Origin of the sequence: Virgibacillus sp. LDC1 (assembly GCF_025792345.1) — a bacterium.
GTDB classification, from domain to species: domain Bacteria; phylum Bacillota; class Bacilli; order Paenibacillales; family Paenibacillaceae; genus Paenibacillus_AQ; species Paenibacillus_AQ lautus.
In genome coordinates this window covers 4,067,485-4,080,100 of sequence record NZ_JAOXLZ010000001.1, presented here as the reverse complement: position 1 = coordinate 4,080,100, position 12,616 = coordinate 4,067,485, and the positions used below count along the sequence as shown (strand labels likewise).

The window sequence follows — 12,616 nt, the reverse complement described above, 5'->3', positions numbered from 1 at the left end:
CCTTTCATCATGTTTGGAATATGCTATGGATGTTGTAAAGTGCGGCACCTCTCCTAGAACTTATATCATATCGGCTTCTTCCGTTCCAGTGCAATGAGATATGGCGCTTCGGAACGCTGAAGACCACGATATAATATCGTTTGCACTTTGTGCTGGGGCAATTCCGCCGCCCAGGCCAACACGGCGTCCGCTTCGGCATCGCCGCCCTTGTGGCCTGGATACAGCACGATGGTGATAATGCCGCCGGGGCGGAGCAGCTCGATGGCAGCCTCCAGAGCCGTCAGTGTGCTGGCGGTTTCCGTCATGATCCGTTTATCCGATGAATCTGACGGAAGGTAACCGAGATTGAACATGATCGCACCCATGCGGCCATGCTCGCGCTCAGGTACGCATTCTCCCATAAGCGCATGGCTCTGATGGTGAAAAGTAACCTCTGCAAGGGTGTCTGGGGGTTCCTTGTCCAGCCTATCACGAGTCAGCTGCAGCGCCTGTTCCTGAATATCAAAAGCGTACACTTTGCCCTTTGAGCCTGTGCATTTGGCTAGATACAGCGTATCGGCCCCGGTTCCGGCCGTCGCATCCAGCGCAATGTCTCCAGGCCGCAGCCTTTCGGACACGAGTTTGTGGGCAAAACTCAAAACCGAGAGGAAGCCCATCAGGATCCCCCCCACAATTTACCCTGCCATGTATCCCGGCGTTTAAGCTCGGCGTCAATGCCGTTAAGCACTTCCCATTTCTTGAGACTCCACGTCGGGCCGATCAAGAGATCCCGTGGAGCGTCTCCGGTCAGACGATGAACAATCATATCCGGGGGCAAGAGCTCCAGGCTGTCTGCGATAAGGCTGATGTATTCGTCCTGCTCCAGGAACCGCAGCAGCCCGGCCTCATATTGTTTCACCATCGGCGTCTTGCGCATGAGGTGCAGCAGGTGGATCTTGATTCCCTGCACATCCATCTTGGAGACCGCTCGGCCGGTGGCGAGCATCATGTCATGGTCCTCTTGCGGAAGGCCATAAATGATGTGTGTGCAGACACGGATGTTATGCTTGCGCAGCTTTTCGACCGCTTCCAGATAACATTCGGTATCATGGGCACGGTTGATCAGCTCGGAGGTGGAATCATGGATCGTTTGCAGGCCCATTTCCACCCAGAGATAGGTTCGCTCATTCAGCTCCGCCAAGTATTCCACGACGTCGTCAGGCAGGCAATCGGGGCGTGTCGCGATCGATAAGCCGACAACACCCGGCTGCTGGAGAATGACTTCATAGTATTCCCGAAGCTCTTCGACCGGAGCATAGGTATTGGTATAGGCTTGGAAATAACCGATGTACTTGGCGCTCGGCCACTTCTGGTGCTGCCGGTCACGAATGGTGTTGAACTGGGTAACAAGATCATCCCGACGCCGTCCGGCAAAATCACCGGAGCCGCGGGCGCTGCAGAAGGTGCACCCCCCCTTGGCAATCGTGCCGTCGCGGTTCGGGCACGTAAAGCCCGCATCCAGCATAACCTTGAATACTTTTTCCTCGAATTGGCTGCGCATTTCGTAATTCCATGTATGAAATCGTTTGTCGCCCCATAACGTTGGGGCGGGTTTAAGTGGTGTACTCATGTGTGCTCCTTTTATAGCCGCATAAGATGAATAGAGACAGACAGCCTATAGCCGTGCCTCCAAGTATACATGTTTGACTTAACCTTTACTTAAGCAGATATGTCCATTGTAACAAAAAATAAAACTTTGCGTTATATGCAGGTCTTCAAGCCTAATTAAAATGTTGTTACTTGAATGAATTGCATATAATTGGTATATTTAAAATAGAAAAATAAATATATGATTCAAGCAATTTTGGCATGGGTATATATCGGATAGGATTCATATTTGTGTGACGTCATGGATACAATAATACCGTGAGGTGATTACGAATGAATTCATCGACAGTAAAGAATGAGAGTAGAGACAAAATCGCTGTGGAGCTTACCCCGAACGAAGCTTTAGCCCTTACCGGCGTGGAGTTTAACTCCAACCAGGATGTGAAGGCTTCGGCACGTCGCAAGATTCGGGCCGCCTTTGAGAAGACGTTTGATTTTGCGTCGGAAGAAAGGTAGATTATTCACAGTTTAACCATCGCGGAACCCCAATTCCAAATATAAGAAAGAGGAACCTAAATCCTTTGCGTTAAGCAGAGCATAGGTTCCTTTTTCTATGGGGCTCTTTACTTTTGGGATTAACTTCGTCACAATAAATGCAGTATCGGGATATCATTCTAAATTTACTTGGAAAGTTTCGGAGGTATGACATGCGTTTACGCGGAAGAAAAGGTATACGGGAAAATCTGGAGCAGCAGGAAGACCTGGTCGTTTTGGACCCCGGTCAATATAGAGGAAAATGGGCTTCATTATTTGGCAATGACCTTCCGATTCATGTTGAATTCGGCATGGGCAAGGGCCAATTTATCAGCCAGATGAGTTACAAGCATCAGCAAGTGAATTTTATCGGGGTGGACATGTACGACGAGCTGATTCGCCGTGCAAGCGAAAAGGGACGCAATGTCTGGGCTCAGGACGGTATCGATACCCCGCCGAATTTGAAGCTGGCGCTGTTTAATATCGAGAACGTCGAGCAGGTTTTTGAACCCGGCGAGATCGAACGTTTATATTTGAACTTTAGTGATCCGTGGCCAAAATCGAAGCATGCCCGCCGTCGTTTGACGCATCCGCGTTTTTTGGACAAGTATTCCCAGATCCTGAACGAGCGCGGGGAAATTCATTTCAAGACCGATTCGGTTACACTCTTTGAGTTCTCCCTGAATGCATTTGCCGATTATGGCTTGCAAATGACGAACATTTCGCTGGATCTGCATCGTGACGGATTGAACGAAGAACACGTAATGACAGAATACGAGACCAAATTCGTCGGTCAAGGTATGCAGATTCATCGCTGCGAGGCTATTGTCGGCAAGGAAGCACTTGCTTCCTACCATAAGAACCGCCTTGAAAAATACGGTAAATAACGTCCGTACACTAGCGTTTTCCCAATGATAGCGTTTGCATCTATTATAATAGTAGGAAATCTATCAACTGCGATGACATGTTCGCGAAAAACGACGCAAAAAAAGGTGTGCTCCTCTTCAGGAGTACACCTTTTCGTTTTCCAGCATATCGATGATGCTGCGTGCGCTTTGCATCGGATGGAATCGTTCGATGTCTCGCAAATTTTGCGCCCGTTGCTGTTGGATTACGTCGTATTGATGAAGCAGTTTGTTCATCCAGCTGCCAATAACCTCCAGCGAGTGGATAGGCTCACCCAATCCCTGCGCCGTAAAGTATTGGCAATTCTCTTCTTCCTGCCCCGGAAGAGGTTGATGGAACAGCATCGGGATTCCTTTGGCAAGGCCTTCGGTGCATGTCATGCCGCCAGGCTTCGTAACGAGCAGATCCGACACCTCCATCAGCTTGTCGATCTCGCGCGTAAAACCCAAAATCCGGATGTTCGGATGCTGGAACCGAGGATTGTTCTCCATCTCCTCGCGTCCCTTGTCGTTATTGCCGAGGCAAAATATAATCTGTACTTCTTCCCGCCATCGGGTCAAAAATTCATGCACAACTTCGTCATTCATGATGCCCCAGCCTCCGCCCATCACAAGCACGGTAGGCATATCGGACAGATGAAATCGTTCCCTGATTTCCTTCTTGCTCGGATGCGTCCAGAAGTCGGGATGGATCGGAATGCCGGTGACCTGAATTTTGGCTTGCGACACCCCGCGATTGAGCAGTTTTCGCTTCACTTCCGGCGTGGACACGAAATATCGGTCGACCTCAGGACTAATCCATGTATCGTGAGCATCATAATCGGTTATAACGGTACACAGAGGCACATCAATGCCCAGCCGTTTCAAACGCGAGATGACCGCACTTGGTATAAAGTGGGTACACACAATGATGTCGGGTTTGAGCTGTCTAACCACGTTTTTGGTGCTTGTGTAGAACATTCGGTGAAGAGCTAAAGCCGTAAAGCGGTTAAAGGACTTTTGATGGCGATACATGTACCCGACCAATCGTGGGCGAGTTGTAATCGTCTTTCTGTAGGCCGAAATGATCAGTGGAGCGATTTTAGGGTTCAAGAAGCTCCCGAGCTCGAGAACTTTGGTCTGTACGCTAGGCGATAACTGGCGCAGGCTGCTGGAGAGTGCATGAGCGGCCTGTGTATGGCCTGCACCGAACCCTTCAGATAACAGCAAGACTCTTTTTTTAGCCACTACTTTTCACCCGTTCTGCAGCGTTATTCTTTAACTTTAACATATCGACTTTGGGAAAAGAAATCAACCATTCTCCGCTTGTGTTTCAGGGACTTTGGTCCCGGAAGCGGAAACTTTATTCGGCAAGCTGCTCGCTGGCACCTTGCTACTTAAGGAGTTAGTCAGCGGCGCGCATTTTGTAGAAAATCAGGGTCCGTGGTCTTTTGACTTGAGTATGAGATGCCGCTACAATGATTCAAACGGACATCAAAAAGTTTATTAGAGAAAGAGCATTGAAAAAACGAAAACTTTTTGGGTGTCTGTTGCGTTTATTTATTAACGGACAAGTCGAAAAAGAAAAAATGGGCAGCCAAGAGAAATAAAAAGCAAGAAAACGGATGAAAATAAGAACTAAAGCCGTTTGAAACGAAGCTTGCTGGCAAACGGGATTGCAAGCTGAGCTCTTTTACGAAGTTTTTCCGTAAATTAGAGCATTCCACGGTTTTGACAAAAGATTCAAAAGTGTGGAAAATCGTGTATGACGTGCAAAGTTGCCCCGCGGCACCGAGGCTACTAGAAGGACAGACACAAGTCACAGGGTCATAGCAACAACAAAAAAAGCGAAAAACTTAGAGAGAAAAAAATAACAAACATTCTCGGGTTATAAAAAGGGGGTAACGGAGAATCATGACAGACGCCATCTTTATCGCGCTCCAACTATTCTTGGCCGCGGTGGGTGTGTACCAGTTCGTATTCTCTTTGTTTGGTCTGGTCAAAAGAAAAAAGAAACAACAGTTCGAACCCAATAAATCATTTGCAGTGTTAGTTGCTGCGCATAACGAAGAACAGGTTGTCGGGGCATTAATGGAGAACCTGAAACAGCTTAATTATCCAAAACATCTGTACGACGTATTTGTCATCTGTGACAACTGTACAGACCGTACAGCAGAGATCGTCCGTGCCCACGGGATGAACGCATGCGTGCGTACGAATCAGAATCTCCGAGGCAAAGGTTATGCCATCGAATGGATGCTGAAAGAGCTCTGGGCGATGCCGCGGCAGTACGACGCGGTCGTCATGTTTGACGCCGATAATCTGGCGGATCCGAATTTCTTGAACGAAATGAACAATGATCTTTGCTCTGGAGCGAGAGTTATCCAGGGATATATCGATACCAAGAACCCTGAGGATTCCTGGATCACTGCTTCTTATGGGGTGTCTTACTGGTATATCAACCGCTTGTGGCAGCTTTCCCGCAGCAATCTGAACATGGCGAACTTCCTTGGCGGTACGGGAATGTGCTTTGAGACCAATCTCTTGAAGGAGATCGGCTGGGGCGCAACCAGTCTGGTTGAGGACTTGGAGTTCACGATGCGCAGCGTTATGCGCGGGGTGTATCCGAAGTTCAACTATGACGCGAAGGTATTTGACGAAAAGCCGCTTACGTTTAAGGCTTCGGCCAGACAACGCCTGCGCTGGATGCAGGGTCACTTTACGGTTGCCCGCCGTTATTTCTTCCCGCTGCTGTGGCGTGCCATTAAAGAACGCAGCCTTGTGAAGCTGGATTTGGCCTTGTACGGAGTCAACGTTTACATCGTGCTGCTGACTTTCTTGTTGACGGCCATCATCTGGGTGGACAGCTCATTCTTCAATGGTCCGAATATCGCGAACCTGTACGGTTATTTACCGCTATGGCTGAGCTTTACAGCGATCGCGGCGAATGTGTTCACGTTCATGATCGCGATGATTCTGGAGAAGGTGAAGTACAAGAAGGTGTACATGTATCTGGTGCTGTTCCCGATTTACCTGCTGTCGTGGTATCCCATCACGGTGTATGCGTTCTTCACGCAGAACAACAAGCAGTGGAGCCATACGGAGCATACCCGGGTTGTGCGTCTTGAAGAAGTTCAAAGCAAACAAGGCTGATCCAATTTTTTTATTCCATCTGTGTTGACAGAAGATAGGATGACCTGTTATACTATCCTAGTCTGTTAAACAGAATATCTGATTGCAAGCAGAAGCGCCGCTTCTCACCTGACCGACATGTGTTGGCTGGTTTGATCACGAAATCAATGAATGGATTTAACTTCATTTGTGAGATGAGTATCAAATAGGGATGTCGGTGATTAACCCGTCATCCCTTTATTTTTTTTGCAAACAGGAACAACAAGTAATTTGGAGGTGGAGGACTATCAGTAAGGAACATATGATCAATGACGAGATTCGGGCCAAGGAAGTACGTTTGGTTGGTGCCGAAGGTGAGCAAATCGGGATCAAGCCGATTCGTGAAGCACTGCAAATGGCAATTGATCTCAATCTGGATCTGGTGAACGTGGCCCCTCAGGCGAAACCGCCGGTATGCCGCATCATGGACTACGGTAAATTCCGCTATGAGCAGCAGAAGAAAGAGAAGGAAGCACGTAAGAACCAGAAAATTGTGGATATCAAAGAAGTATGGTTCCGAGCCAACATTGAGGAGCATGATTATCAAACCAAGCTTCGCAATGTCGTTAAGTTTTTGAAAGACGGCGACAAAGTGAAATGCTCTGTGCGTTTCCGTGGTCGTGAAATCACCCATGCTAACATTGGTCAAAAGATTTTGGAGCGCGTGAAGGTGGAAGTGGCCGATCTCTGTGTCATTGAACGTCAACCGAAATTGGAAGGCCGAAGCATGATTATGATTTTGGCTCCAAAAGCCTAAGAGAAATTAGAGGAGGAAGTACTACAATGCCTAAAATGAAAACACATAGCAGCCTGAAAGGCCGCTTCAAGATTACTGGTACTGGTAAAGTTAAACGTTATAAAGCTTACAAAAACCACTTGCTTTCCCACAAATCCAAGCGTGCGAAGCGCGTATTGTCCAATAGCCCAGTTATGGCGCCTGGAGATGTTAAACGTTTGAAGCAAGGTCTGGCTAACTTGAAATAGTAAACAACAATTATTGGGAGGTCTTTTGATATGGCACGAGTTAAAGGCGGATTTGTCGTTCGTCGTCGACATAAAAAAGTATTGAAGCTTGCGAAAGGTTATTTCGGTTCCAAACACCGCATTTTTAAAACAGCGAACGAGCAGGTCATGAAATCCCTCGTTTATGCATACCGGGATCGTCGTACTACGAAACGTAATTTCCGTAAATTGTGGATCGTTCGTATCAACGCGGCTGCTCGTCAAAACGGTCTGTCTTACAGCAAATTGATGCATGGTCTGAAGCTTGCTGGCGTGGACATTAACCGTAAAATGCTGGCTGATCTGGCTGTGAATGATCTGAACGCGTTTAATTCTTTGGCTACTGTAGCTAAAGAAAAAGTGAACGCTTAATTATACGTGTATGAAGAAACCGCCGTAATATTACGGCGGTTTTTTTATTTTGCGCTCCTGTCCGTCATACATTGGCATCGTAAGCGCTGAATGATGGGCATGAGGAGTTTTTTACCTATCTTTAGCCATCGTAAGGGCCATGAAACAAGCAAGTGAACTCCTTCCGGAATAGATTGAAATGTATATTACCTGAGGAGGGATCTTATGCACAAGCCTGTCAGCAGGGCAAAAGTGAAATCATATGTGGGCAAACAGATCGTAGCGTATAAGAAGGACGGGACCATGGCGACAGGCAAGCTGGTACGCGTTTCCGGCAACCGCCTTTTTGTAGAACCGGCAACCAAGGGGAAAAAGGTGAAGACCAAGGCGATTATTCCGCTCGCATTGTTTGACCTTCTTGCCATTGGGACGGCACCTTATGCGTTCGGTGGAGGCTATGGTGGCGGATTCGGTGGATATCCGGGAGGATACGGCGGCTTCGGACCGGGGTATGGCGGCTTCGGGCCGGGCTTTGGACCTGGTTTCGGACCAGGCTTCTTCTGGTAATTAGAGGAACCAGATCTTCTCCAACTCATAACATCGGCTGGGTTCGATCATTCTTGTCACCGTATAGCCAAGCTTTCGGTAAAAGTTAAGTCCGGTATGGTTGCCAATATCCACCATAACCTTGGCGCGTTTGCATCCGCGGGATACAGCGAAACGTTCGGCATGTTCCATCAATCGGACACCCCACCGTCTTCGCTGTGCGGTGGATGCGACGGCCAGCATATCGATATACAGCAGTTCGCCGTGCATCATAAAATGGATAAAGGCAATGATTTTATCGTTATCCTGAGGCGAAGCAACAAGGGTCACGCCGCGTCGTAATCGAGAGGGAATATCCTTGCGGATGATGTCCAGCTCTTTTTTGGTCATATGGGAAAGCGGGACGAGTTGGGACTCAATGAGTTGTAGAATCATCGGATCATCCAGCTCCGGTGTTCGATAGCGGATCATCGTGTTGTTTCCTCCCTTCACCGCTATTAAGGATAGCTCCATTTATCATATGTAGCAGGGTTTAAGAGCGTGTTTTGCATCAAGGAGGAGAAGGGATTGCTCCAATTGTGAATGAAAACCTTTCATCGGAAGTAAAATAAATGTGTTGACTTCTGGAATGAATGAATCATATAATGTTTCTAAACATTTTAACGAATATATCCAATCGGCAATGATGAGGACGAAGTTTAAAGGGCTCTTTTGCTCAGAGAGTGGATGGATCAGCTGAAACCACCACCAAAACCCCTTTTATACGAGCTCACCTCGGAGCTGTTTCCCTGAAAGATGCTACGCTATGACTTTATCGCATTAAGTCGTAACAGCGTTTATTAGGGGGAATCGTCTTAGTCCACGTTACGGACTGCAGATATTGAAGAGCTGTGTTCATTGTGTTCTTCATACCTGCTGAGGCTTTACACTGCGAAGTGTAGGGCAAACATGGGTGGTACCACGGAAGCTAAACCTTTCGTCCCTCACACGGAGATACTCCGGGTGTGGCGACGGAAGGTTTTTTTGTTGCTTGAAGGAAGAGTGCCAATATTTGAGAGGAGGATGACTGATGAGCGCGCAAACTCCAGAAGTGCGGTCTACAGAACAATTACGAGAGAAATGGTTGAAGCCTGAAGTGATTACCGGATCGGAAATCTTGCTTCGGAGTCTTCTGCTCGAAGGTGTCGAATGCGTCTTTGGGTATCCGGGCGGAGCGGTCCTGTACATCTACGATGCCATGTATGGTTTTGAGGATTTCAATCACGTCTTGACCCGTCACGAACAAGGTGCCATTCATGCAGCTGACGGTTACGCTCGCGCAAGCGGCAAAGTCGGTGTGTGCATAGCGACTTCAGGACCGGGGGCAACAAACCTTGTGACCGGTATCGCAACAGCTTATATGGATTCCGTTCCGCTCGTTGTGATAACCGGTAACGTTGCAACAACCCTGATCGGTACGGACGCTTTCCAGGAAGCGGACATTACGGGCATCACGATGCCGATTACGAAACACAGTTATCTGGTAAGAGATGTAAAGGATCTGCCAAGGGTGATTCACGAAGCCTTCCATATTGCTTCTACCGGCCGCAAAGGTCCGGTACTGATCGATATTCCGAAGGATGTATCCGCGGCAACCACGCTGTTCCAGCCGGAAGAACGAATTCAACTGAGAGGATATAATCCTCGGACGGTACCAAACAAACTTCAGTTGGATAAATTGGCCCGTGCGATTGAGGAAGCCGAGCGTCCTATGATTCTTGCCGGCGGCGGCGTGATTTACTCCGGAGCTCATGAAGGTCTGTACGAATTCGTGAATAAATCCGGGATTCCGATCACGACAACCCTTCTGGGTCTGGGTGCCTTCCCGAGCGGTCATGACTTGTGGACAGGAATGCCGGGCATGCACGGAACCTACACCTCGAATCATGGTATTCAGCAGTCGGACCTGCTGATCAACATCGGGGCGAGATTCGATGACAGGGTTACAGGCAAGCTGGACGGATTCGCGCCACATGCGAAGATCGTTCATATCGACATCGACCCGGCAGAGATCGGCAAGAACGTGCCAACCGATATCCCGATTGTCGGCGATGTGAAGACCGTGCTTGAGATGCTGAATCCGCTCGTTCCATACGCTGCGAAAGCAGATGCCTGGAGAGACCAGATCAGAAAATGGAAAGCCGAATACCCATTCCGTTACGTTGATTCGGATACGGTGCTGAAGCCGCAATGGGTTATCGAAATGCTGAACGACACCACGAAGGGTGAAGCGATTGTAACGACTGACGTTGGTCAGCACCAAATGTGGTCCGCTCAGTATTACAAGTTCAACCAGCCGCGTTCCTGGATCACCTCCGGCGGTCTTGGAACGATGGGCTTCGGATTCCCGTCCGCGATTGGTGCCCAGATGGCCCATCCGGATCGCCTGGTCATTTCGATCAACGGGGACGGCGGCATGCAGATGTGTTCGCAAGAACTTGCCATCTGTGCCATCAACAACATTCCGGTAAAAATCGTTGTCATCAACAACCAGGTGCTTGGCATGGTTCGTCAATGGCAGGAGCTGATTTACGATAACCGTTACAGCCACATCGATCTGGCAGGCAGCCCTGATTTCGTCAAGCTGGCTGAAGCCTACGGTGTCAAAGGACTTCGTGCCACCACGAAAGAAGAAGCACAGCGTGCTTGGGCCGAAGCGATGGAAACACCGGGACCCGTCCTCGTTGAATTCGTTGTAGAGAAAGGCGAGAACGTGTATCCGATGGTGACGCAAGGGTCGACAATCGATCAAATGCTGATGGGGGATGCGTAAGATGAGTACAAAACATACCATTGCCGTACTAGTGAACGACCAGCCGGGTGTCCTGCAGCGCGTATCCGGGTTATTCGGACGCAGGGGCTTTAACATCGAGAGCATTACCGTGGGGCAGTCGGAGGAATCCGGCCTGTCCCGGATGGTCATCGTAACCACGGGTGATGAAACGACGCTGGAACAGGTGGAGAAGCAGCTTTACAAGCTGATCGATGTCATTAAAGTCATCAACCTGAGCTCGAAACCGATGGTAGCCAGAGAGCTTGCCCTGATCAAAGTAAAAGCCGAGCCTTCGGCCAGACCGGAAATTATGGGCGTTGTCGAGACTTTCCGTGCATCCGTCGTGGATATCGGCACAGCCAACCTGATGGTTCAGGTTGTTGGCGATACCGTCAAAATCGATGCCATGATCGAGCTGCTTAAGCCGTATGGCATCCAGGAGCTTTCCCGTACCGGGGTTACCGCGATGATTCGCGGTAATGCGTAATTATTTTATACGATTGTCTTGAACCGGGATCACAAATTATAGCTAATATCAGCGTTAGACACCTGCATGTCATGAGCGGGTGTCTCAGCAGATCGAGAATGGATTCGGTCTATTGAGATACCCGCTCATCATGAAGGGTCTTTAAAATCAAAGGAGGACTTATACAAATGGCAATTACTACTTATTATGAACAAGATGCAGAACTCAGCGTGTTGAAAGACAAAACAATCGCGGTTATCGGTTATGGAAGCCAAGGTCATGCTCAAGCGCAAAACCTGCGTGACAGCGGACTTCAGGTTGTCATTGGCCTTCGTGAAGGCAAGTCGTTCGACAAAGCGAAAAATGATGGTTTCGAAGTGCTTCCTGTAGCTGAAGCCGTTAGCCGTGCAGATGTGGTACAAATCCTGATGCCGGACGAAACACAAGCATCGGTGTACAAGAACGATATCGAGCCAAACCTGAAAAAAGGCGCGGCACTGATGTTCTCCCACGGTTTCAACGTTCATTTTGGTCAAATCGTAGCTCCTAAAGACAACGACGTCCTTCTGGTTGCGCCTAAATCCCCAGGTCACATGGTTCGCCGTACGTATGTTGAAGGCTTTGGCGTACCTGGATTGATTGCAATCGAGAAAGATGCAACTGGACAAGCTAAGGCGATCGGTCTTGCTTATGCTAAAGGTATCGGTTGTACTCGTGCAGGCGTTATCGAAACTTCCTTCCGCGAAGAAACCGAAACCGACTTGTTCGGTGAGCAAGCGGTATTGTGCGGCGGTGTATCCGCATTGGTCAAAGCCGGTTTTGAAACATTGACTGAAGCTGGATACGCGCCGGAAATGGCATACTTCGAGTGCCTGCATGAGCTGAAATTGATCGTGGACATGATCTATGAAGGTGGTCTTGCAAGCATGCGCGACTCCATCAGCAACACGGCGGAGTACGGCGACTATGTAACAGGCCCGCGCGTGGTAACCGAAGATACGAAGAAGGCAATGAAAGAAGTCCTCTCCGATATTCAACAAGGTAAATTCGCTCGCGACTTTATCCTTGAGAATCAATCGGGACGTGCTTTCCTGACAGCTACCCGCCGTAACGAGTCCGAGCATCCGATTGAAGTGGTTGGTGCGGAGCTTCGCGAAATGATGCATTGGATCAAGAAATAAGAATATATAGAATTCATAAGGAATTCTTCCGGGTATAGAGCAGTCAAGCATGAGATAAGATGGTGCTGCTGCATGGGACCCG

Annotated in this window: 14 protein-coding genes; 10 read left to right on the top strand and 4 right to left on the bottom strand. The window is 48.7% G+C overall.

The annotated features are described in order from the left end of the window. Positions 1-65: 65 nt before the first annotated feature. Together mnmM and mnmL are read right to left on the bottom strand one after the other, a co-directional pair. The gene (gene mnmM, locus OHJ21_RS18390; RefSeq protein WP_100538981.1) at positions 66-656 is read right to left on the bottom strand and encodes a tRNA 5-(aminomethyl)-2-thiouridylate-methyltransferase MnmM; all 591 of its coding nucleotides are present in this window, start codon (positions 654-656) and stop codon (positions 66-68) included. After that, a complete protein-coding gene (gene mnmL, locus OHJ21_RS18385) occupies positions 656-1,609 on the bottom strand; it encodes a tRNA modification radical SAM protein MnmL/YtqA (protein WP_100538980.1) in 954 nt (317 codons plus the stop codon). The genes mnmM and mnmL overlap by 1 nt, the downstream gene beginning before the upstream one ends. Positions 1,610-1,920: 311 nt before the next feature. On the opposite strand from mnmL, the gene OHJ21_RS18380 reads away from it, so the two are divergent. Both OHJ21_RS18380 and trmB read left to right on the top strand, forming a co-directional pair. After that, a complete protein-coding gene (locus OHJ21_RS18380) occupies positions 1,921-2,103 on the top strand; it encodes a hypothetical protein (protein WP_100538979.1) in 183 nt (60 codons plus the stop codon). Between the two features lie 191 nt (positions 2,104-2,294). Further along, positions 2,295-3,008, top strand: a complete 714-nt coding sequence (trmB, locus tag OHJ21_RS18375; protein WP_100538978.1) for a tRNA (guanosine(46)-N7)-methyltransferase TrmB — start codon at positions 2,295-2,297, stop codon at positions 3,006-3,008. A 117-nt stretch (positions 3,009-3,125) separates the two neighbouring features. Here trmB and OHJ21_RS18370 read toward each other — a convergent pair whose 3' ends face one another. Then, on the bottom strand, positions 3,126-4,253 hold the full coding sequence (locus OHJ21_RS18370; protein WP_100538977.1) for an MGDG synthase family glycosyltransferase: 1,128 nt from the start codon (positions 4,251-4,253) through the stop codon (positions 3,126-3,128). 666 nt (positions 4,254-4,919) lie between these two features. Between OHJ21_RS18370 and OHJ21_RS18365 the strand changes: the two genes are divergently transcribed. The 5 genes from OHJ21_RS18365 to OHJ21_RS18345 all read left to right on the top strand — a co-directional run bounded on the left by OHJ21_RS18365 (position 4,920) and on the right by OHJ21_RS18345 (position 8,096). After that, entirely contained in the window at positions 4,920-6,158 is a 1,239-nt protein-coding gene (locus OHJ21_RS18365; protein ID WP_009589322.1) for a glycosyltransferase family 2 protein, read from the top strand. 280 nt (positions 6,159-6,438) lie between these two features. Further along, positions 6,439-6,933, top strand: coding sequence for a translation initiation factor IF-3 (gene infC, locus OHJ21_RS18360; RefSeq protein ID WP_071222668.1), 495 nt, complete (start codon positions 6,439-6,441; stop codon positions 6,931-6,933). Between the two features lie 26 nt (positions 6,934-6,959). After that, entirely contained in the window at positions 6,960-7,160 is a 201-nt protein-coding gene (rpmI, locus tag OHJ21_RS18355; protein WP_007127239.1) for a 50S ribosomal protein L35, read from the top strand. 30 nt (positions 7,161-7,190) lie between these two features. Then, positions 7,191-7,550 (top strand): 50S ribosomal protein L20, encoded by a 360-nt coding sequence (rplT, locus tag OHJ21_RS18350; protein ID WP_071222669.1) that lies wholly within the window; start codon positions 7,191-7,193, stop codon positions 7,548-7,550. A 204-nt stretch (positions 7,551-7,754) separates the two neighbouring features. Further along, complete coding sequence (locus OHJ21_RS18345; RefSeq protein ID WP_486020794.1) at positions 7,755-8,096, top strand: hypothetical protein; 342 nt, start codon at positions 7,755-7,757, stop codon at positions 8,094-8,096. Here the strand turns inward: OHJ21_RS18345 and OHJ21_RS18340 are convergent, their stop codons facing one another. Continuing rightward, positions 8,097-8,546: a GNAT family N-acetyltransferase gene (locus tag OHJ21_RS18340; protein ID WP_100538975.1), complete on the bottom strand. Its 450-nt coding sequence runs from the start codon at positions 8,544-8,546 to the stop codon at positions 8,097-8,099. A gap of 598 nt (positions 8,547-9,144) precedes the next feature. On the opposite strand from OHJ21_RS18340, the gene ilvB reads away from it, so the two are divergent. The 3 genes from ilvB to ilvC all read left to right on the top strand — a co-directional run bounded on the left by ilvB (position 9,145) and on the right by ilvC (position 12,534). After that, positions 9,145-10,887: a biosynthetic-type acetolactate synthase large subunit gene (ilvB, locus tag OHJ21_RS18335; protein WP_100538974.1), complete on the top strand. Its 1,743-nt coding sequence runs from the start codon at positions 9,145-9,147 to the stop codon at positions 10,885-10,887. Position 10,888: 1 nt separating this feature from the next. Further along, positions 10,889-11,374: an acetolactate synthase small subunit gene (gene ilvN / locus OHJ21_RS18330; protein ID WP_071222673.1), complete on the top strand. Its 486-nt coding sequence runs from the start codon at positions 10,889-10,891 to the stop codon at positions 11,372-11,374. A 167-nt stretch (positions 11,375-11,541) separates the two neighbouring features. After that, the gene (gene ilvC, locus OHJ21_RS18325) at positions 11,542-12,534 is read left to right on the top strand and encodes a ketol-acid reductoisomerase (RefSeq protein ID WP_036639716.1); all 993 of its coding nucleotides are present in this window, start codon (positions 11,542-11,544) and stop codon (positions 12,532-12,534) included. Positions 12,535-12,616 lie beyond the last annotated feature (82 nt).

Bases quoted from the DNA above. Each gene is read 5' to 3' on its own strand.
- mnmM (WP_100538981.1), bottom strand. From the start codon at position 656: ATGGGCTTCCTCTCGGTTTTGAGTTTTGCCCACAAACTCGTGTCCGAA.
- mnmL (WP_100538980.1), bottom strand. From the start codon at position 1,609: ATGAGTACACCACTTAAACCCGCCCCAACGTTATGGGGCGACAAACGA.
- OHJ21_RS18380 (WP_100538979.1), top strand. From the start codon at position 1,921: ATGAATTCATCGACAGTAAAGAATGAGAGTAGAGACAAAATCGCTGTG.
- trmB (WP_100538978.1), top strand. From the start codon at position 2,295: ATGCGTTTACGCGGAAGAAAAGGTATACGGGAAAATCTGGAGCAGCAG.
- OHJ21_RS18365 (WP_009589322.1), top strand. From the start codon at position 4,920: ATGACAGACGCCATCTTTATCGCGCTCCAACTATTCTTGGCCGCGGTG.
- infC (WP_071222668.1), top strand. From the start codon at position 6,439: ATGATCAATGACGAGATTCGGGCCAAGGAAGTACGTTTGGTTGGTGCC.
- rpmI (WP_007127239.1), top strand. From the start codon at position 6,960: ATGCCTAAAATGAAAACACATAGCAGCCTGAAAGGCCGCTTCAAGATT.
- rplT (WP_071222669.1), top strand. From the start codon at position 7,191: ATGGCACGAGTTAAAGGCGGATTTGTCGTTCGTCGTCGACATAAAAAA.
- OHJ21_RS18345 (WP_486020794.1), top strand. From the start codon at position 7,755: ATGCACAAGCCTGTCAGCAGGGCAAAAGTGAAATCATATGTGGGCAAA.
- OHJ21_RS18340 (WP_100538975.1), bottom strand. From the start codon at position 8,546: ATGATCCGCTATCGAACACCGGAGCTGGATGATCCGATGATTCTACAA.
- ilvB (WP_100538974.1), top strand. From the start codon at position 9,145: ATGAGCGCGCAAACTCCAGAAGTGCGGTCTACAGAACAATTACGAGAG.
- ilvN (WP_071222673.1), top strand. From the start codon at position 10,889: ATGAGTACAAAACATACCATTGCCGTACTAGTGAACGACCAGCCGGGT.
- ilvC (WP_036639716.1), top strand. From the start codon at position 11,542: ATGGCAATTACTACTTATTATGAACAAGATGCAGAACTCAGCGTGTTG.